Source organism: Arcicella sp. GW821-FHT09D11 (assembly GCF_059416265.1).
Genome location: NZ_JBWKOV010000004.1, coordinates 312,371 through 333,169 on the forward strand (window position 1 = coordinate 312,371; position 20,799 = coordinate 333,169).

15 protein-coding genes are annotated in these 20,799 nt (G+C 35.3%); 8 read left to right on the forward strand and 7 right to left on the reverse strand.

The genetic code is table 11. From position 1 onward, the window contains the following. Nucleotides 1–204: 204 nt before the first annotated feature. The 5 genes from AC07N0_RS14155 (at nucleotide 205) to AC07N0_RS14175 (ending at nucleotide 8,066) form a co-directional block, all read left to right on the forward strand. Nucleotides 205–2,391: a peptidase domain-containing ABC transporter gene (locus tag AC07N0_RS14155; RefSeq protein WP_494589685.1), complete on the forward strand. Its 2,187-nt coding sequence runs from the start codon at nucleotides 205–207 to the stop codon at nucleotides 2,389–2,391. 3 nt (nucleotides 2,392–2,394) lie between these two features. Beyond that, nucleotides 2,395–3,762: an HlyD family secretion protein gene (locus AC07N0_RS14160; protein WP_492803405.1), complete on the forward strand. Its 1,368-nt coding sequence runs from the start codon at nucleotides 2,395–2,397 to the stop codon at nucleotides 3,760–3,762. Nucleotide 3,763: 1 nt separating this feature from the next. Continuing rightward, nucleotides 3,764–5,227, forward strand: coding sequence for a TolC family protein (locus tag AC07N0_RS14165; protein WP_494589686.1), 1,464 nt, complete (start codon nucleotides 3,764–3,766; stop codon nucleotides 5,225–5,227). Nucleotides 5,228–5,400: 173 nt separating this feature from the next. After that, on the forward strand, nucleotides 5,401–6,627 hold the full coding sequence (locus tag AC07N0_RS14170) for a DEAD/DEAH box helicase (protein ID WP_492803409.1): 1,227 nt from the start codon (nucleotides 5,401–5,403) through the stop codon (nucleotides 6,625–6,627). Nucleotides 6,628–6,896: 269 nt separating this feature from the next. Continuing rightward, on the forward strand, nucleotides 6,897–8,066 hold the full coding sequence (locus tag AC07N0_RS14175; RefSeq protein WP_494589687.1) for a class I SAM-dependent methyltransferase: 1,170 nt from the start codon (nucleotides 6,897–6,899) through the stop codon (nucleotides 8,064–8,066). 187 nt (nucleotides 8,067–8,253) lie between these two features. Here AC07N0_RS14175 and AC07N0_RS14180 read toward each other — a convergent pair whose 3' ends face one another. After that, a complete protein-coding gene (locus AC07N0_RS14180) occupies nucleotides 8,254–8,766 on the reverse strand; it encodes a methylated-DNA--[protein]-cysteine S-methyltransferase (RefSeq protein WP_494589688.1) in 513 nt (170 codons plus the stop codon). Nucleotides 8,767–8,836: 70 nt separating this feature from the next. On the opposite strand from AC07N0_RS14180, the gene AC07N0_RS14185 reads away from it, so the two are divergent. The 3 genes from AC07N0_RS14185 to dnaJ all read left to right on the forward strand — a co-directional run bounded on the left by AC07N0_RS14185 (nucleotide 8,837) and on the right by dnaJ (nucleotide 11,642). Then, complete coding sequence (locus AC07N0_RS14185; protein ID WP_494589689.1) at nucleotides 8,837–9,739, forward strand: DNA-3-methyladenine glycosylase family protein; 903 nt, start codon at nucleotides 8,837–8,839, stop codon at nucleotides 9,737–9,739. 58 nt (nucleotides 9,740–9,797) lie between these two features. Beyond that, nucleotides 9,798–10,400 (forward strand): nucleotide exchange factor GrpE, encoded by a 603-nt coding sequence (locus AC07N0_RS14190; RefSeq protein ID WP_309919367.1) that lies wholly within the window; start codon nucleotides 9,798–9,800, stop codon nucleotides 10,398–10,400. 81 nt (nucleotides 10,401–10,481) lie between these two features. Further along, complete coding sequence (gene dnaJ, locus AC07N0_RS14195; protein WP_492803417.1) at nucleotides 10,482–11,642, forward strand: molecular chaperone DnaJ; 1,161 nt, start codon at nucleotides 10,482–10,484, stop codon at nucleotides 11,640–11,642. Between the two features lie 463 nt (nucleotides 11,643–12,105). Here dnaJ and AC07N0_RS14200 read toward each other — a convergent pair whose 3' ends face one another. The 6 genes from AC07N0_RS14200 to AC07N0_RS14225 form a co-directional block, all read right to left on the reverse strand. Continuing rightward, the gene (locus AC07N0_RS14200) at nucleotides 12,106–15,075 is read right to left on the reverse strand and encodes a glycosyltransferase family 117 protein (RefSeq protein WP_494589690.1); all 2,970 of its coding nucleotides are present in this window, start codon (nucleotides 15,073–15,075) and stop codon (nucleotides 12,106–12,108) included. A gap of 230 nt (nucleotides 15,076–15,305) precedes the next feature. After that, nucleotides 15,306–16,343, reverse strand: a complete 1,038-nt coding sequence (pheS, locus tag AC07N0_RS14205; RefSeq protein WP_492803420.1) for a phenylalanine--tRNA ligase subunit alpha — start codon at nucleotides 16,341–16,343, stop codon at nucleotides 15,306–15,308. 377 nt (nucleotides 16,344–16,720) lie between these two features. Further along, on the reverse strand, nucleotides 16,721–17,557 hold the full coding sequence (locus AC07N0_RS14210) for an HNH endonuclease (protein ID WP_494589691.1): 837 nt from the start codon (nucleotides 17,555–17,557) through the stop codon (nucleotides 16,721–16,723). 2 nt (nucleotides 17,558–17,559) lie between these two features. Next, nucleotides 17,560–19,062, reverse strand: coding sequence for an AAA family ATPase (locus AC07N0_RS14215; protein ID WP_494589692.1), 1,503 nt, complete (start codon nucleotides 19,060–19,062; stop codon nucleotides 17,560–17,562). A gap of 448 nt (nucleotides 19,063–19,510) precedes the next feature. Beyond that, nucleotides 19,511–20,023 (reverse strand): hypothetical protein, encoded by a 513-nt coding sequence (locus AC07N0_RS14220; RefSeq protein WP_494589693.1) that lies wholly within the window; start codon nucleotides 20,021–20,023, stop codon nucleotides 19,511–19,513. A 50-nt stretch (nucleotides 20,024–20,073) separates the two neighbouring features. After that, the gene (locus tag AC07N0_RS14225; RefSeq protein WP_494589694.1) at nucleotides 20,074–20,799 is read right to left on the reverse strand and encodes a LytR/AlgR family response regulator transcription factor; all 726 of its coding nucleotides are present in this window, start codon (nucleotides 20,797–20,799) and stop codon (nucleotides 20,074–20,076) included.

Here is a 20,799-nt window from a genome sequence, read left to right on the forward strand (position 1 = left end):
AGGTAGAACAACAAATTTACTAACAAACTTTGGTAGAATTATTTGTTGTTGATAAATCTTACTTTTATTAATGACATTAACCGCCTGTCAATTTATTTAGAATTTATCTAAACAAAGCAATTAATTTCGTTGTTAGGACAATTAAACAGAGGTTATTTCTTTATTTAAAGACAATAATATCACCCACATTCAAACACAAAACATATGCAATCCACTCAGTTAAGCCTTATTGTTAAGAAACTAACCGAGTTTTACGGTACTGATTTTGATAACTTCGCTTACCAATCGCCTCTTTCTAAACTAAAAACATTTAGTGCTGATGAAATTGATGTATTTGTTAATGCGCTGACTCAAGCCGCCCGTAAACAACAATTCTTAGTAGTAGAAAATTATGCCAGTGCGCAAGATTTCCCAGAACTCCTCAGAGGGAATAAACATCCAGTAATTTTTTTTGATGAAAGCGAAGATGCTATTAAAATCATTTTTGCTGCCAGAAAACTAAAAGACAATGAACCTCAATTTTATCAATTTGCCGATAATCGGGATGTAGAGAAGATTTCAGAAAATGAAACTTTCCAGCCTGTCAAAATCAATAATCATGCCGATAGTACTAAAAATGGCAAAGTAAGATTTTTGATTGTTTATCCGCTCGAAAACATGGATAATATTGCTGCACCAGAAGAATTGAGTCCGACGAAGCGGTTATTCAGGATGCTAAAAGCAGAGCGTAAAGACATCGGATACATTTATATTTATGCCATTGTCGTCGGAATAATCAGTTTAACTCTTCCGTTAGGTATCCAAGCAATTATAGGTTTAGTATCTGGTGGGTTAGTTTTTAGTTCGGTTTATGTATTGATTACCGTCGTAATATTAGGTGTTATTATTTCAGGTATTTTACAGATATATCAACAAACCTTGGTTGAAGTACTACAAAGAAGAGTTTTTGCCAAAGCCGCTTTTGAATTTACCTACCGAATTCCCAGAGTAAAATCAGAAGCATTATTAGGCTCGTATGCCCCAGAATTAATGAACCGCTTCTTTGATATTCTCAATGTTCAAAAAGCCCTCCCCAAAGTATTAATCGATATTACTGCCGCCTTAATTCAGATTCTCTTCGGCATGATTCTATTGTCGCTGTACCATCCTTACTTTATTGCATTCGGTTTACTGACTATCGCTATCGTCACTTTTGTGGTGTATATCAATGCAGGAAAAGGGATGGAAACTAGTTTGGCTGAATCGAAATATAAATACAAGGTAGCCCAGTGGTTAGAGGATATTGCCCGAACATTATATGCCTTCAAATCGGCAGGTTCTACCAATTTGCCAATGCAAAGGATGGATTATCTGGTGAATAATTACCTAAAATATCGTAAAAAACACTTCAAGGTACTATTGATATTGTATGGCAATGCCGTTTTCTTCAAGACGTTCGTTACGGCTGTTTTGTTGATTCTAGGAACTTCTTTGGTAATAGACCGCCAAATTTCTTTAGGGCAATTTGTGGCTTCCGAAATTATCATTGTCTTGGTGGTAAACTCAGTAGAAAAACTAATTTCTGGAGCAGATACCGTTTTTGATTTATTGACGGCTGTCGAGAAAATAGGGTTTGTAACCGATTTACCTTTAGAACGCCAAACGGGCTTAAATATCAATTTTCATGAAAATGCCCAAGGACTTGAGATTAAATTAAAGGATTTGAGCTACCGTTATCCGGGTGGAGCGAAACACGTCTTGAAAAAACTTAATTTAGAAATTAAGCCTAAAGAAAGTATTTGTATCACAGGTACGAATGGCTCGGGTAAAGAAACATTATTAAAGATACTTTCAGCTATTTTTACTGATTTTGAAGGAGGCATTACCTACAACGGGATGTCTATCAGAGACGTAAAATTAGATTCTATCAGAGACGCCATTGAAAGAAACTTAGCACTTGATGCCATCTTTGATGGTTCATTGTTGGATAATATCGCCATGGGTCGCTCGAGTGTGAAATTTAGTGATGTAAAGTGGGCTTTGGATAGCTTGAATTTAAGTGATTTTATTGCTGAATTGCCCGATGGATTAAATACGCCAATGATTGCAGGAGGAAAACGTTTTTCAGAAAGCTTTATCGCTAAAATTTCAGTAGCCAGATGTGTCGTAGAGAAACCTCAGCTACTGATGATTACGGATATTTACCGAGAATTGCATAAGGCAGAAAGGCTGAAAACAATTGCGTTTTTAACGGATAAGGCTAATCCTTGGACACTCCTTACCATCTCAAACGACCCTATGGTAATGGCTGCTTGTGACAAAGTAATCGTATTGAACGAAGGCGAAATCGTATTACAAGGCAGGTACCAAGATTTAATCAAAGACATCAACTTTCAAGAAGCTATAGATTAAGATATGTTAAATTTATCAAAACAAAGTATCAGTAAGCAGGTAAACGAGCAATTTGAATTGCACTCGCTTAATACCTTGCATACACCACGTTCGGCAGTAATTCTGAAACGTTGGCTGATGGCTATCGTAGTGATTTTATTATTGATTTTATTTTTGCCTTGGCAACAGAACGTTACGGGCAAAGGTGATATTTCGGCTTTTACGCCTAAAGATAGACCACAGAATGTACAAAATATTATTTCGGGAAGAATAGAAGAATGGTTGGTAAAAGAAGGCGATTTAGTAGAGAAGGGTGATACCTTATTGGTGATTTCAGAAACGAAGGATGATTATTTTGACCCCAACCTGCCTTCACGTTTACAAGAACAATTAACTGCCAAAAAAGCTGGACTAGCTAGTTACCAAGCTAAAATTGATGCCTTATCACAGCAGATTGTAGCATTAGAGCAAAACCAGAAATTTAGTTTGCAAAAAGCCAGAAACAAAGTGAAGCAGGGCTTTCTGAAAGTAACTTCTGATAGTACGGATGTGATAGCCGAACAAGTACAATTTAATATTGCACAAGTAAGGTATGATAGGGGCGAAGACCAGTACAAAAATGGTGGGTTGGTTTCGCTAAGCGAATTGGAATCACGTAAATTAAAATTGCAGGAAACAAGAACCAAATTGGTTTCTACGCAAAATAAATTAGCGATTTCTCGTCAGGAATTAACCAATGCACAAATTGAACTTAATTCTATTGGTGCTGAATACGCTGAGAAAATTGCGAAAGCTGAGTCTGATAAAAGCTCGGCATTTTCATCTTTGGCAGCTGGTCAGTATGAAATTTCACAATTGAGTAATAAAATTACCAATGTGGATATTCGTAGAAATCAATATTATATCAAAGCGCCCCAAGAAGGCTATGTAGTGCGTGCCTTAAAAGCAGGTATCGGCGAAAACATTAAAGAAGGGGAATCTATCTGTACCCTTCAACCTTTCAATCCAGAAATGGCAGTTGAATTGTTTGTCAAAGCAATGGATGTGCCACTGATTACAGAAGGACGTGAAGTACGTTTGCAATTTGAAGGTTGGCCATCATTGGTATTTTCAGGTTGGCCATCGGCTACGGTAGGTACTTTTGGCGGAATTGTCAAAGTAATTGATAGGATAGATAATACGAAAGGCGAATACCGCTTGCTGATTGTCCCTAAAATTGCTAAAGGCGAGCAAAAATGGCCAAAGCAATTAAGAATGGGTTCGGGCGTAGTAGGTTGGGTAATGCTCGACGACGTACCAGTTTGGTATGAAATCTGGCGTCAACTGAATGCTTTCCCACCAACATTAAAACAAGAGCCAGAAGGAGCTTTAAATCAGAAAAAAGCAAAGTAAAATGAAACAATCAATAATTAGTGGTGTTCATCAATCTAATGCTTTTGATAGGAAAGGTTTTTCAACACCACGATTTTATACCATATACGTCTTTATACTATTAATGAGTGTGATTAGTAATGCTAATGCACAAGCAACATTTAGTTATGAAGATTTTAAAAGTTTGGTTTTAAAGAATCATCCAACCGTAAAACAAGCCAATTTATACTTGGCTGATGCCGATGCCGAAATTATGCAAGCCAGAGGGGCTTTCGACCCGAAGTTATCATCAGATTTTGACAGAAAGGCGTTTAAAGGGGATGACTATTATAACCGCTGGCATAATGCCCTAAAAATTCCTACTTGGACGGGTATAGATTTTAAAGTGGGTTACGACCAAAGTACTGGTAAAAAGCTGTTGGCGGAAGAATCATCCCGACTCATCGTGGCGGGTTTAAGCGTGCCGATTGGTCAAGGCTTGGTGATTGATGCCCGAAGAAATACATTGAAGCAAGCTAATTTAGCCAAGAACATTGCCGAAACAGAGCGCCAAAAGCTGATTAACAAAACCATCTTGTATGCTGCCAAAAGCTATTGGGAATGGTGGTTTAGTCATCAACAATTACGATTTGTACGTGAAGGCTACGATTTGGCAAACCAAAGATTTATCGCTACTCGCGAACGTTCGAGAGTAGGCGAACAAGCTACGATAGATTCTGTTGAGGCTAAGATTACGCTACAAGACCGTGAAGTAGCTTTAGAACAAGCTCAGGTAGATTTACAGAATACTAGGTTGGCATTATCCAACTATCTGTGGGATGATAAAGAAAATCCACTTGAATTGCCAGAAAATGCTTTTCCACCATCGTCGGCGGTCATCAAAGTAGATGAAACTACCCTTCAAGGTTTGATTAGTCAGGCAAAATTAAGACATCCTGAAATTCAGAAATACGATTTGAAAATCCAACAATTAGGGATTGAAGAAAAGTTTAGAAGGGAAATGCTAAAGCCGACGCTGAATGCTAATTTCAATTTTATTGCAGATAGTTTTAGCTCAAATCCTGCTTATTCATACGAAAATTCCTTTTCGACCAATAACCACAAGCTGGGCTTTGAGTTTATTATGCCCCTGTTCCTAAGAAAAGAAAGAGGGAAGCTACAGCAAATCAGAATCAAACAATTGAGTACAGGTTTTGAATTGAATCTGGCACGCCGTGAAATCATGAATGATGTATATGCAGCTTATAACGAAGTGAAAAACTATGAACGTCAGCTACGTATTCAGCAAGATGCGGCAAAGAACCAAGAACTATTAACCAAAGCCGAACAACGGAAATTTGAAATAGGTGAAAGTACTTTATTCTTGATTAACAGTCGCGAAAGTAAACTGATTGATATGCGCATAAAAGTAGAATCGTTGAAGAGTAAATACGAGAAAGCACTGGCAAATTTAGCTTATACGGCTGGACTTACAGACTTGCTGTAAATTTATTTATAGAAACCCTTTGGATTGTCAATTTGTATTTGTCGTAAATTTTAGCTATCTTTTCAAAATTGAACATCAACGTTTGTTCGTTCTGTATGCTAAAATACTTTACTTTAGCGCCAACAAGTTCAATATAATCCTTGTTAGACGAGCAAAATTTAAACTAATATAAATTGACATTTCAAGATTTCAACTTTGATTCAAAGCTTTTAGACGGCCTAGAGTCGATGGGTTATACCAAACCAACTGCAATACAAGAACAAGCTATTCCGCTGATTCTTCAAAATAAAGATTTAATTGCCTGTGCTCAAACTGGAACAGGTAAGACTGCTGCTTTTTTGTTGCCAACTTTGCATAAGATTATCAATACGCCTGATAAACAGAGGCACCTCAATACGCTGATTATCTCGCCTACTCGTGAGCTTGCCACGCAAATAGACCAACAAGTAGAAGGCTTGGGTTATTTTACGGGTATCAGCTCTATTTCGATATATGGTGGAGGTGATGGCGCTGCTTGGAATCAGCAACGAAAAGCCCTTGAAGATGGTGCAGAAATCATTATAGCTACCCCAGGAAGGCTAATCGCTTTGTTGCAAATGGGAAAGATAAACTTCTCTCATTTAAAACATTTGATTCTGGACGAAGCCGATAGGATGTTGGATATGGGTTTTTATGATGATATTATCAAAATCATCAAGTATTTACCCGCTGACAGACAGACGATTCTTTTTTCTGCGACGATGCCTCCCAAAATCAGGTTGTTGGCTAATACTATTCTGAATAATCCAGAGCAAGTAAATATTTCTATTTCTAAACCATCAGATGGCATTTCGCAACAAGCGTATTTGGTGTATGATACCCAGAAAATAAAATTATTGACACATCTTTTGGAAGAAGGGAAATATAGTAGTGTTATTATTTTTGCTTCAACCAAGGAAAATGTAAAGCAATTAGACAAAGAACTAAGACAAGCAGGACTGAAAGCCAAAGCGTTTCACTCTGACTTAGATCAGAAAGAAAGAGAAGAGATTCTGAGAGAGTTCAAAAGTAAATCTTTGCCCGTGTTGATTGGTACAGATATTCTTTCAAGAGGAATAGATGTAGAAGGAATCAGTTTAGTGGTTAATTTTAATACGCCAAACGACCCTGAAGATTATATCCACAGAATCGGGAGGACGGCTCGTGCGGCAACTACTGGTGTAGCCATTACTTTTATCAATGACAAAGACCAGAAGAAATTTGCTGCGATAGAAGCCTTGATAGGAAGAGAAATTCCTAAAACGCCATTGCCAGAAGGAATGGGCGAGGCGCCAGTTTATCAGCCTAATAAAAGAGTTAATGCAAGTGGATTTAAGAAGAAGCCATTTAAGAAAAAGAACAAAGTGGTTAAGAAAGAATAGTAAAGTATGAGTGTTGAATTACGAGTGCTGTGTATTTTATAAATAGAGACTACTCATCACTCACAATTCATAACTCCTACTTAAAAATGCTGTAGTCAGTAGTTTTTTAATAAAATTGATAAGTACTGCCTACAGCAAATGAGTATGTTGCCCTGAAAAACGCCTATTATCTCAGAAATATCATCTCAACCATGTAATTTTGTAGCTTAAAAGCTAAAATTATCGAATCGTCTTCAACATATATACTATCGGAATCAGAAAAACACTTTGTGCAAACACATCTTCATGATGATGTAAATCAGTTACTTTTACAAGCAAAGCGTTTTCCAACCCTCAATATCCCTTATTTAGTAGCACAAATTCAGGCTAGACAAAAAGCTAAAAACAAACTGCCAGAATGGACTGAAAACCTTGATGTTTTCTTCCCCAAAATGCTGTCGCTAGAACAATCTTCTTCTGAAATTACAGCTAAGTTTAAAGCAAGTCTGGTAAACGGAGAAAACCTGTTAGACCTAACAGGGGGTATGGGAATAGACCTTGCTTATATGAGTAAAGGCTTCAATAAAGCTTTTTATGCTGAACAGAATAGTGAGTTATTGAAAGTTACTCAGCATAATTATGAGGTACTCGGTATTAAGAACATACAATTTATTGGAGGAAATTCTGAAACTTGGTTGAAAGAGAACGAAGATAAATTTTCATGGATTTACCTTGACCCACATAGGCGTGACGATACGGGTAACAAAGTAGTAAAATTACAAGATTGTGAGCCTAATATATTGGAAATCAAAAGCTTGATTTTTGAAAGAACGGATAACATACTCTTGAAGGTATCGCCTATGTTGGATATTGATTTAGCCATATTGGAATTAAAAAATGTATCAAACGTATATATCATTGCTGTGGGAAATGAGGTAAAAGAAATTTTATTTCACCTGCAAAATGACTACTATGCAGAAGCTAAAATCACCGCCATTAATTTTCTGAAACAAGGTCATTCTACTGAAACAAAGTCAACTGAGAAACACGTTTTCACCTTCCAGAAGTCGGAGGAAAAAACGGCTATGATTGGTTTTAGCAGTCCACAACAATTTTTGTATGAACCCAATGCGGCTATTTTAAAATCAGGTGCTTTTAGAATGGTGGCGCAACAATTTGGCTTACAGAAAATTGCTCCGCATAGTCATCTTTATACTTCTGAGAAATTAGTCAATGATTTTCAGGGCAGGGCTTTTCAAATAAAAGCAGTTTGTAAATTAGATAAAAAGGAAATTGCGAAATATATCACAGGAAATAAAGCAAATATCACCATCAGGAATTTTCCTTTGACTGTAAAACAAATCAGAGAAAAGTTGAAGCTGAATGAAGGCGGAGATGATTATCTTTTTGCAACCACCGATGCGCAAAATCAGAAGATTGTTATTGTTTGTAGTAGATAGTAAACTTTTCCCGCAGATTTTCGCTGATTTTAAAAGCGCGGATGATGGAGATTTTTAGCAAGGATAATCAGTGTAAATCAGCATATCAATCTCTTTAAATCAGCGGGTAAATATTTCCCGCAGATTCTCGCTGATTTTAAAACCGCAGATGATGGAGATTTTTTAGTAAAAAATATCTCACAAAAAATCAAAACATACTAGTCTGATAATTTCCTGTATGTTTAGCCTCATGTTCTAATAGCCATTTTTTTCGCCATAAATCACCGCCATAGCCTACCAAAGACCCATTTGCCCCAATTACTCTATGACAGGGTACGATAATATTAAATTTATTTGCCCCATTAGTAGTGCCAACCGCACGAATGGCTTTTTCATTGCCAATCCTTCTTGAAAGCTCTAAATAGGAAATCGTTTTGCCATAAGGAATAGTTACTAGTTTCTCCCAAACTGATTTTTGAAAATCTGTACCTTCGTGTTGAAAGGGAATATCAAAATCCTTGCGAGTACCCTCAAAATATTCTTGTATTTGTTGCTCATACGTTTCAATGATGGCTGGAACATACAAGGTTGCTTCTTTGCGTGGACTAGGCTTTTTTTGTGTTTCTACAAAAAGAATAGACGTAAGATAGCTTTCAGTAGCAGATACTTCAAGCTGTCCGAGGGGAGACTCAATATATTTTGTAAAAATTTCAGTACTCATATTTGCGAATGATTAGCAAGGTTTGGTTTTTATTTGAAGAAAACAATTCAGTATTTTGCAATAAAAAAACATGAATCAAATCTTCCTTCCTGTTCCTGCACAGTTTTCTTTTCAAGAATGCTTATGGTTTTTAGATAGAAACTATGATGATTGCCTGCACGAAGTTCGGGAAAATTCTGTTTTGAAACTGCTTTCCATTCATGAAAAACCAACTTTAATTGAAATTAAAGCACTCGACAATCATTTGCAGATAGATGTATTAACAGGGGAATGTGCCAAAGATGAAATCTGTCATTTTGTGACAGAATGGTTTGATTTAGAACGAGATTTAATGCCATTTTATCAGTTATTAGCCAAAGACGAGGATTTAGCTTATATGATTACTGACTATCACGGTTTGCGACTATTGGGTATTCCTGATTTGTTTGAAGCCTTATGTTGGTCGATTATTGGACAGCAGATTAATCTTAGTTTTGCGTATAAGCTCAAACGTAGATTGACGGAAACTTATGGTTACAAACAAACCTATGAAGGGAAAGACTTTTATCTTTTTCCTAAACCCGAAATAATTGCAAAGCTAACCGTAGAGGAACTTAGAAATATGCAATTTTCGACCCGAAAAGCAGAATATTTAATTGAGATTGCCCGTACTTTTTCAGAGAAAATACTCTCAAAAACCATGTTAGAAGAACTTTCAACAGCAGAGGCTATTAAAGCGTTGGTGGCTATCAGAGGAATAGGGGAGTGGACGGCAAATTATGCTTTGATGAAGTCGTTAAAGCGTTTAGAATGTGTAACTTACGGAGATGTAGGGTTGTATAATGCCTTGAATGCTTTGAAAGGTTTGCCTAAAAAGCCTTTAAGGGCAGACTTAGAAATCTTTTTTAAAGCCTTTCAAAAGTGGGAAGCCTATACTGTTTTTTACCTATGGAGAAGTTTAGCGGTGAAGAATAAGGCAATTCAATCAATTTGAGCGTAAAAAACTGTAACTTTGTTAATTCAAAAACTGTCAATCTGACAGAAACTAACAAATGGCAAAACTTTTGACAGTATTAGGGAAGTATAAAAATAAAGCGAAAAGTATATTGAAAATGGAAAATAAAGAAGAATTACAGACAGAAGAACAAGCGTTGAACCAAGAAACTGACAATGTTTCTGAAAATATAGAGGCAGTTGTTGAAGAAACAGTGGAAATTTCTGAAACTGAAAAACTTCAAGGAGAAATAGCGGAGTTGAAAGATAAATATTTACGCCTATATTCTGATTTTGATAATTTCCGTAAACGTACTGCGAAAGAGAAATTAGAAATGATTCAGTCGGCATCAGAAAAAGTAATTGTAGATATTATTCCAGTGATTGATGATATTGAAAGAGCTACTGCCAACGCACAAGAAGGAGAGATTTCTGAAGGAATCCAATTGATATTCAATAAATTAAGTAATACTTTGGCTACAAAAGGTTTAAAACCAATGGATGCTAAAGGACAAGTATTCAACCCTGATGTTCACGAAGCAATTACCCAATTCCCAGCCCCTACAGAAGAAGACAAAGGGAAAGTATTTGATGTAGTGGAAAAAGGATATTATTTGAACGAAAAAGTAATTCGCTTTGCAAAAGTTGTTGTAGCAAACTAAAAATATTATTAGAGTAATGTTATAATCCATAAAATATTGGATGATTTCCTGCTTAATTACTCAATTCATTGATTAGAAAAGATGGCAAAAAGAGATTATTACGAAGTATTAGAACTTTCTAAGTCAGCTTCGGAAGACGAAATAAAGAAGGCATATCGTAAGATGGCTATTAAATATCACCCAGATAAAAATCCTGGGGATAAAGCTGCTGAAGATAAATTCAAGGAGGCCGCTGAAGCCTATGAAGTGTTATCAAACGCCCAGAAAAAAGCTCAATATGACCGTTTCGGTCATGCAGGAATGAGCGGAGCTGCTGGCGGAGGTGGCGGTTTTAATGGCGGAGGAATGAATATGGATGATATCTTCAGCCAGTTTGGAGATATTTTTGGTGATAACAATCCTTTTGGTGGATTCTTCAATGGGGGTGGTCAACAACAAGGACGTAGAACTAGAAAAGGGTCCGATTTAAGAATCAAACTTAAATTGAACCTTGAGGAAGTAGCGAATGGTGTTGAAAAGAAAATAAAAGTAAAACGCCATGTCACTTGTAAGCCTTGTAGCGGAAGCGGTGCTAAGAACGGTACTGAACTACAGTCGTGCCAGACTTGTGGTGGTTCTGGACAAGTGCGTCGTGTTCAGCAGACCATGCTTGGACAAATGGTGACAACTTCTACTTGCCCTACTTGTAATGGTGAAGGTAAGATGATTAAAACACGCTGTGAAGTGTGTTTTGGTGAAGGTAGAGTATTAGAAGAAGAAGTTATTCCAATCAAAATTCCTGCTGGTGTAGCTGAAGGCATGCAGTTGTCGATGACTGGCAAAGGAAATGTGCCTCCTCGTGGTGGTGTGGCTGGCGATTTATTAATCGTCATCGAAGAAGAAGCAGATGAAGTATTGCACCGTGATGGTACTAACGTAATCTATGACTTATACCTTAATTTTGCGGATGCTGCTTTAGGAACTTCAGTAGAAGTACCAACAATCGGTGGTAAAGCGCGTATAACGATTGATCCAGGAACACAAGCGGGTAAGATTCTTCGTTTAAAAGGAAAAGGTATCAAAGAGTTGAACGGTTATGGCGTGGGCGATGAATTAATCCATGTTAATATTTGGACGCCTAAGAGTCTTAGCCGTGAAGAAACTGAACAACTTGAAAAGTTCAGAACCTCGCCAAACTTCCAACCAAAACCAAGCAAAAGCGACAAAAATTTCTTCGAAAAGATGAAGGATTTTTTTAATTAGGACTTTTTTTGAGACTTTAGACGCTAGACATTAGATTTTAGACTTGAGGAATTTTGGACTTGAGGACTTGAAGATTTTTTAGTCGTAGTTTTTTAAATATTAATCCCCTTATTCAGTGATGAGTGAGGGGATTTTTTATGACGCAGTCACTCGGCTAAAGCCAAGCGACTGCGTGTAGGTATTAAATTTTTCCTATAAACTTAATCATATCCAACTATCAATACGCCCAGAGGGCTTCTGCGAATAGTCGTCACTCGCCTAAAGCCAAGCGACTGCAATTACATCATGAATAACAAAAAATCCCCTTACTCATCGCTGAATAAGGGGATTAATATTAAAAAACCTAAGACTAAAAAATCTAAAATCTAAAATCTAGCGTCTATTATCTTAAAGTCCTAAAGTCCATCATCCTAAAGTCTAAAAGAAAGTCCTAAAGTCCATAATCCTCAAGTCTATACAAAACCTAAGAATTCGCTTTTGTCATTTGCTTATCAAACATCGCTTGGTATTTCGCAGCTTCAGGCAATTTAGCATTTTTTACACCCTCGATGATAATTTGCATCTCATAAAGGTTTGTCTGAATTTGTCTACCGTCGCTACTCTTTTTGTCGATTAAGTAATAATCCAAGGCCTTATTATTTCTGTTCATGATAGTTTCAGCCATTTCTAATCCTTTTTTCTTATCGCCAGCGGCTAAGTATAAGGCTACAAAATTTGCTGAAAGCTGGTCGTAAGGAATCGTTTTATCAGGCATTACTTTCAAGCAATAGTCTAAAGCAGCTCTAGCTTTATCTAATTTACCCTCACGAACCAATTGGTCTGTTAAACGTAAGAAAGCCAAACGAGCCGTTACTACTGGAACCTCTAAATAGAAATCTGAATGATAATATGTTTTAGGATTATCCAAATCTCTCCAGAACATCTTCTTTGTCATATTATTATACATGATGTCAGTATTTACAAAACCATCCTTCGCTTCAGGCACTTTGAAAGGCATCAATCTGTAAGCATAACCTTCTAGTTGCATATATTCTTTCAAGTTCAAATAACTTGCAGAAGGCAAAGTAGTTGCAAAGTAAATTGGGCGTTTCCAACCAGTTGCTGCATTTTGAGCAATCAAATCTAGTTGAATAAGCTCAGGCTTCATGATACCACCTTTACCTGTTGACCAAGCCATTTGATTTGTCACGAAAGGCTCCATATCTTTTGGAACAAATCCTGATTTTTTAACAGCCTCAACATCGATTGGTAAAAATAGGTTTTCAGTCGGCAACGTATTAATCATTGAGCCATCCGTCAAAGGCACTTTAATGGCTTGATTATCATCCTTTACTAATTTCAAATATTCAAGTAAGTTGATGCCCGTTTTTACATTTGGGTTTTCATAATACATGATTTGCTCGTTCAAACCTTCCAAGAAACGGTCTTTAGGTAAAGAAATCGGAAGTGCCTGCGAATCATACGTTTTACGCTTCATTTGGTCGATATACCAGTCTGTTCCTAATAATGAAAGGTTACAAACACGTACGTCAGTACGGTAGCCCTCTACCTCTTGAACATACCATAATGGGAATGTATCGTTGTCACCACCAGTAAATAAAATTGCATTTGGAGCACATGAATTCAACATGTTTTTAGCAAAATCTATTTGGTGATAACGGTGGTTACGGTCGTGGTCATCCCAGTTTTGTTGAATTAAAATCACAGGAACAACAGCCGTTACGACAGTGGCAACAGTACCAGCAACTACACCATTCTTTAAGAATTTACCTAACCATTCAGCCAATTGAATTACGCCTAGACCAATCCAGATAGCAAAGAAATAGAACGAACCAACATAAATATAATCACGCTCACGAGGTTCAACTGGCGGAGAGTTCAAGAAAACAACCAGTGCTAAACCTGTCAGTAAGAACATTAATGTAGTTACTAAGAAGTCGTTTTCGTTTTTACGTACTAATAATACAAAACCACATATCCCTAAAATCAGTGGTAGCCAGAAATAGTTGTTTCGTGCTTTATTATGTGCTAGTAATTCAGGAAGTTCGCCTGAACGAGTATAATCGATTACACCAGCATCTTGAATATCACTTTCGCGACCAACAAAATTCCAAAGCAAATACCTCATGTACATATGTCCCATTTGTTTTTTGAACATAAATTTCATGTTGTCTATAAAAGTTGGTTTTTCACCCGGTGCTAAATCCAAGATTTCCTCGTACAACTGAATATGCTGAGGAGCGCTACTGTAAACACGTGGCAACAACATTTGTCCGTCTTTAGAATAGATTAGCTTTTGCTTATAATCATATACCTCATACTTACCATCCTTCATTTTGTAAACAGGAGCACCCTTTTCTACACTTTCAACAGTAGCCGTATAAATTGGACCGTATAATAATGAGCGTTCTCCGTATTGTTCACGTTTCAGGTATTTTACATAATTCAAGATATTGCTTGGGTCGTTTTCGTTAATAGGCGTATTGAACGTAGAACGAACAAAAGCCAAGTTATACGACAAATACCCAATCAATACAAAAACCAACGAAAGCAATGATATATTAAGCGTAACTTTTTGTTTTTTGATAGAATATAAAATTCCCCAAACGATTGCACCTACCAAGGCGATGATGAAGAAAATTGCACCAGTACCATAAGGCAATCCTAAGCCATTCGTAAATAATAATTCGAATTTGAAAGCCATTGAAGGAATACCCGGAATAATAGCAGAGTTAATCACTCCGAGAATTGCTAAGCCAATCAATAATGCAATGATACCTCCTTTGAAAGTAGGAACAGGATATTTTTTGAAATAATATAACAATGCCAACGCAGGAACAGTAACCAAGTTCAGTAAGTGAACACCGATTGAAAGTCCAACGATATAGGCAATCAAAATCAACCAACGGTTTGCTGTAGCTTCATCTTCGATGATTTCCCATTTGAAAGCCGCCCACACTACCAACGCAGTAAAGAACGACGACATAGCGTACACCTCTGCCTCAACAGCCGAGAACCAGAAAGTATCTGAGAACGCATAAGCTAATGAACCAATAACACCAGCACTTAATAAAGTAATGGCTTCGCCTTTTGAAAGCTCTTCAAATTTTTTGTTGTAAACCTTACGTCCGATTAACACAATCGTCCAGTGCATAAACAATATCGTCAAAGCACTTGATAATACTGACATCATGTTGACCCAGTATGCTACTTGGGTAGTATCTGAACCAGCCAATAACGAGAACATTCTACCCAACAACAAAAATAGGGGCGCTCCCGGAGGGTGCGGAACTTGGAGTTTAAAAGCACAGGCGATAAATTCACCACAATCCCAGAAGGAAGCAGTGCGTTCAACTGTAGCGGTGAAGACAAATAATGAAATAGCAAAGACAATCCAGCCTATGAGATTGTTGATTTTTTTAAAATTGTTCATTGAGGGGTACGTTATCAGTTATTTGTTGATTCTTATTTTTTGGTAAAAATCTATAATCAACGTAAGCAAAAGACAAATTTGAATTCAAAAATACTAAATAAGATTGGCTTGAAGAGGGTAGGGCTGTTAAAATGTGTTAATTCTGCTAAGAAGTAGTTGAATTTTATGAACTTATATAAAATAAAAAGACCTGATTTTACAGGTCTTTTCAAAGCTCATTAATAAATCGTCTATAATCCTTCAAACTGACGTAAGAATCTCACATCATTTTCAGTGAATAATCTTAAGTCTTTGATTTGATATTTTAACATCGTAATTCTTTCGATACCCATTCCGAAAGCAAAACCTGTGTATTCCTGAGAATCAATACCACATTGCTCCAAGACGTTAGGGTCAACCATTCCAGAACCTGCAATTTCTACCCAACCAGAGTATTTACAAACATTACAACCTTTGCCTTTACAGATTAAGCAAGTAATGTCAATTTCAGCCGAAGGTTCAGTAAAAGGGAAATATGACGGACGATAACGCACTTTAGTATCCTGCCCGAACATCTCTTTGGCAAAATAATAAAGGGTATCTTTCAAGTCTTTAAAACCAACGTTTTTATCAATATACAAACCTTCTACCTGATGGAACAAACAGTGAGCTCGGGCAGAGATAGCCTCGTTACGATACACACGCCCCGGCATGATAGAACGCAAAGGAGGTTTTTGGTTTTGCATCAAACGAATCTGTACGTTGGATGTATGCGTTCTTAACAAAATATCATCCGCTACGTTTCCGCCTTTTTTCTCAATAAAAAAAGTATCCTGCATTTCACGGGCAGGGTGATTTTCGGCAAAATTCAATGCCGTGAAATTATAAAAATCAGATTCTATTTCTGGTCCATCCGACACATTGAAACCCATTTTAGCAAAGATTTCGATGATGCGGGCTCTTACCAATGTAAGAGGATGAATACTTCCGTTTTCAAAAGGAACGTTTGGAAGGGTTAAATCAAATTCAATCGCCACTGATTTTTCGGAACTAGCTTCAATCAATGCTTGAAATTCGTTGAATTTAGTCTGAGCAGCATCTTTCAACGTATTCAATGCTTGTCCAACAGCACGACGTTCTTCTTGGGCAACGTTTTTAAGTTCATCAAAAAGGTCGCCAATCACGCCCTTGCGTCCTACATAAGCGATACGGAAAGCTTCAAGTTCTTCCTTTGTGGAAAGCTGAAAATCAGCAATTTGCTGATGTATGTTGTTAATCTTATCTTGCATTTATCGGTATTGAATGCTGTGAGCCAAAGTGGTTGTTTACGTTGGCATCTTAAAGAATTTTGAGTGATTGTTTCTTGAAGATATGCAAAATTACACTATTCGTACTTAGAGGGCAAAAAAAATTGACAAATTTAGCTATTTGTCAATTTTTTAAAGGGTTAGTCTTTTCTATAAAATAAATAAAAAAGAATACTTAGGATTCAAATTTTATAGCCTAAAATATCAATTACCTCAGCATTTTAGATACTAAAGGGGGGGGGAGCAATTATTGCTTTCATCTTATTTTTAAAAACGTGTATCTCCGCCTGAGTTGAGAGGTAAAGAGAAACTTTTGCTTACTTCTATTAAATATAAACACAAGATAATTTATTCAAAAATTATCTTGTGTTTATTGGATAATGAGTTAAAAAGTAATTGTAAAACCATTTGTATTGAAGTAGAATTTTCCAATAAGGTTCTGTTTTGAAATTATTAATTAGCAGCGTTCTTCTCTGTGTATCGGTTATATTAATAAGATTTATAGTCAGTATTGAATTTCTTTCAAATTCAGTAACAGCATTTTCAATATCAGTAATTTGTTCGACTGAAATGTAGTACCAAACTTCTCTTATTCTTTCTAATGTATCATAATTAAGATTAAGGGTAGAGATTGATTCATCATAGTTACTATTGAGCGAAAACATTAAACCAGCTTTTCGATATGAAATTTCTTGTTCAATGGTGGATATATAAAAAAGAGGCTCAATAAACTCATTTTTTCTTTTATGGTTACAAGTATGGTATGTTGAACCTCTTGGGAAATCTCCTTTGCAAGAAACAGTTAGGTTCTCATAAGATATTTCAAGAGGAAAAGGAGGTGTGTTTAACCTAACATTTGACATTTCAAAAACAGATTGTAAACAAACATTGTTTCTAATTACTAGGTGATGAGTATATTGATTTAATATTTGCTGAGAAGTAGTTGATTGCGGAACAATGTGTTCTAGTGTAGTTGTATCATCATTTGTCAACTGACACATACAATAACAACATAAATGGTCTTGTTCATCTAAAAGCAATTGTTTTAGATTTTGTCTTAATTGTTGTTTGAATAATCTACTGTCATACTTAATTGGTTTATAGCTGTTCGATATGTTGTTCCAATTGTTTAATAAAAAGGCGTTAACTAAATTATTCCCATCAACCTGCCGTAAATTTTTATTAATAAATTTCATAGCTATTTATTGGCTTCTATTTTATCGTTTATTTCTTTTTCAATTATTTTATTGTCGTTCCCAACAATGGAAAATATCTCATTCCATATTTTTTTTGCATCAGATTCCTTATTTCTTAACTTAAGAATAACATAAGAATCAATGAGGCTATCAATTGTTGACTGTCGAAATTGGGTTTCCATTATATCCATTAAGCTAGTTGTATAATCAATTCCATAAATATTTTCCACCTGATTCCAACTATATTCATTTCCTTCATTTTCCAAACGAATGATTTTATTTTCTTCTTCTATATTATTATTACCTTTTAAATTACTTATTACCAAAGGCGAATGACTAGATACAATGAATTGAATCTCTGGAAATGTTTTTTTAAAGCGATTTAGCACTTCTTGTTGAAGTGTTGGATGGAGATGTAATTCAATTTCATCAATAATTACAATACCTGTAGGTTCTGAGGTTTTATTTAGAATAAAACTTCGGTATGCAATATCAAAAACAATGGAGAAAAGGCGTTTGTATCCCATTGGTAAGTTATCAAAAAACATTTTCCTCCCATCAATGAATTCGAACTGAATATGTTGCTCTGTCTTGTTTGTACCAATTACTTTTATTTGTTTTATTTCAAAATCTTTGTTAATAAATTTATATTTTTCGTCTAGAGAATCTGTAAATCTTTTTAATCTATCATCTACGAAGTTTAGTTCAATATACTCAGGATTATTCTTTAGCTTATTTCTAAGGGTCTCAAGTTGTTTCCTTAATTGCTCTGCTTTTTGTTCCCATCTAGCAATGTCTTCTCTATTTTTAGTAGTGGTTTCAATCAAGAGATACAGGTCATTTAATTCATTAATTACTTGATAGTCAGACCTATTAAAATTATTAAGAGATGTGTAAACTTTAGTGTATCTTTCCTTCCACAAACCAATACAGTTATTTTTTTCGTCCCATTTATAGTATCCAAAATTGCGAGGTAATCCATTTTCAGAAGCCAATACAGTTTTCGCATATCCACTGATATTTGATTCGATATGCGGGAATGAATCTGCGAAAAAAGCCAAAATTGGTAATGGCTTATTTATATCATTCTCGTTATAATAACGTTGAAATTTTTCAAAAGCCTTTTTATATAAAGAAGAAGCAAGACCTCCGCCTTTTTTATCTTTTACCATTGCCCATTCAATTATTTCATTGTTTAAAAAAGCTTCATTTGAAAGCTTGATAGGATATATATAATCATTAATTGATGAATCAAACCTTGCATCAAATGTTCCTTTGTTATCTATAGCTGCTACTTTTAAGTCAGGAGAACTCGTTCCAATAGTCTGTATCCCTTTGATTTCATTTTTGCCAAACGGAAAGCTGAGTGAGTAAACTAATGCTGTTAATAGATTTGTTTTCCCTGTTCCATTATTCCCAATTAACACAGTTGCTTTTCTTCCAAATAGAATTTCATAGTTTTTGAAACACCTGAAATTTTCAATATTTATTTTATTAATTCTCATATCTTAATAATAATCTTTAAAGAATAGTTTTTTCTGAATATTCAAAGTTTTTAGATGGAGATATTTAAAAAATCAATTTGTAATTATATCAATAAAATATTACAGATTTATATTCCTTATTCATCTTTTGTAATTAGTCGTTATGAAAGCTCTTATATAGAAAATATTATATGTATAAAAAAACTAAATATAATACTAAATTTAGGCAAGATTATTTTAGAAATAATTTTAAAGAGTTATTCATTAATAACTACCACCATTATAAAAAAGAGTCCAATACCTCAAATAAACTAAAGTATCACACTTGACAAAAATAAAGAATTCTAATAATTCATGACGCAAAATTTATTGAAATTTGTTTGCCACAAGCTAAAGTAGAAGCTAAATTTAGAATCGATTCTAATACATGAAATAGTAAAAATGAATTACATAAGCTAAGAATCATTTTTTATAATGTTAATCCCTTTCGTGAAATTTCGCCTTTAGTTTTAAGAATATATAGAGCATTTATAGCATTTTCTTCACTATTATAGTAGTACTTCTTGATGCCATCTATTGATATAAATAATCGATTGTTTATCTCAGTCATTATTTCTCCTTCGACACCATCAGCAAAAACTATTTTACCATTTACAAACGAGCGTACTGGAGGGATGGTATTATCAAAAGGAGGCTCTTGAGAAAAGTTATTTATTACAGGGTTTACAGGAATGGTATTAATGGATGGATTAGGTGAAATAGAATCAGAGACTGGCGAAGGCTCTACTATTTTTCCTTTTAAAGTAGCTTCAGCAATAATAGTCAAAAGCCTATTGTTTTCTTCCATTAATTCTATGCTTTTATTGATTTTCCAATACCAGCAATTCACTTCTCGTAAAAGCCAAAATATTCCAATTATAATAGCAAACGCAAATAATACCCCAACAATTAAAGTAATTAAAAATCCAGATGTTTCAGACATGATGTAAAATATTATAAGTTGAATGGAATGAAAAGCAATATATTAGATAATTACTTCCTCAACAAATTATCCTTCAAAACTTTGTCTAATACCTGCTCTTTGAAACTTCTGCTCAATGGAATTTTGAAGCCTTGTATGAATATTTCATTGTTTTCAATCGTCTTTATTTTTGAAACAGCAATGATATACGATTTATGCACTTGAATAAAGTGCTTGTTATCCAGATATTCCTCCACAGCCTTTAACGAAATCAAGGTCATGTATTTATTTGTTTCAGTTTGGATAAAAACATAGTTTTCTAAGGCTTGAATGAATAGTATTTCCTTGATAAATATCTTCTCGAATTTATGATCACATTTGATAAAGAAGAAATCGTTTCGCTCAATTTCTTCTATCATGCCAGCTTTATGATTCCGATATTGTTGATATTCTCGGGCTTTGGAAACGGCTTTGAAAAAGCGATTGAAGGTGATGGGTTTTAGTAAATAATCCATCACATCAAACTGAAATCCCTCTAATGCATAAGTTTGATAAGCCGTGGTGATGATTACCATTGGCAAATCTTTTTTAATTTTCAGGAAATCTAAGCCACTCATAAACGGCATTTGGATATCCAAAAATATTAAATCTACAGGTTCGTTTTCAAGCAGTTTATCAAGCTCTAATGGATTTTCTGCCATTCCCACTAACGTTAAATAATCGATGGCTTCCACATATTTAGCCAATCCTTCCCTTGCCAGAGGCTCGTCATCTACGATTACACAAGTTAATTTCAT

Excerpts from the sequence above, each read along its gene's own strand:
- AC07N0_RS14180 (WP_494589688.1), bottom strand. The coding sequence starts at position 8,766 with ATGAGTACTGAAATTTTTACAAAATATATTGAGTCTCCCCTCGGACAG.
- AC07N0_RS14190 (WP_309919367.1), top strand. The coding sequence starts at position 9,798 with ATGGCAAAACTTTTGACAGTATTAGGGAAGTATAAAAATAAAGCGAAA.
- AC07N0_RS14200 (WP_494589690.1), bottom strand. The coding sequence starts at position 15,075 with ATGAACAATTTTAAAAAAATCAACAATCTCATAGGCTGGATTGTCTTT.
- AC07N0_RS14225 (WP_494589694.1), bottom strand. The coding sequence starts at position 20,799 with ATGAAATTAACTTGTGTAATCGTAGATGACGAGCCTCTGGCAAGGGAA.
- AC07N0_RS14155 (WP_494589685.1), top strand. The coding sequence starts at position 205 with ATGCAATCCACTCAGTTAAGCCTTATTGTTAAGAAACTAACCGAGTTT.
- AC07N0_RS14215 (WP_494589692.1), bottom strand. The coding sequence starts at position 19,062 with ATGAGAATTAATAAAATAAATATTGAAAATTTCAGGTGTTTCAAAAAC.
- AC07N0_RS14210 (WP_494589691.1), bottom strand. The coding sequence starts at position 17,557 with ATGAAATTTATTAATAAAAATTTACGGCAGGTTGATGGGAATAATTTA.
- pheS (WP_492803420.1), bottom strand. The coding sequence starts at position 16,343 with ATGCAAGATAAGATTAACAACATACATCAGCAAATTGCTGATTTTCAG.
- AC07N0_RS14220 (WP_494589693.1), bottom strand. The coding sequence starts at position 20,023 with ATGTCTGAAACATCTGGATTTTTAATTACTTTAATTGTTGGGGTATTA.
- dnaJ (WP_492803417.1), top strand. The coding sequence starts at position 10,482 with ATGGCAAAAAGAGATTATTACGAAGTATTAGAACTTTCTAAGTCAGCT.
- AC07N0_RS14165 (WP_494589686.1), top strand. The coding sequence starts at position 3,764 with ATGAAACAATCAATAATTAGTGGTGTTCATCAATCTAATGCTTTTGAT.
- AC07N0_RS14160 (WP_492803405.1), top strand. The coding sequence starts at position 2,395 with ATGTTAAATTTATCAAAACAAAGTATCAGTAAGCAGGTAAACGAGCAA.
- AC07N0_RS14185 (WP_494589689.1), top strand. The coding sequence starts at position 8,837 with ATGAATCAAATCTTCCTTCCTGTTCCTGCACAGTTTTCTTTTCAAGAA.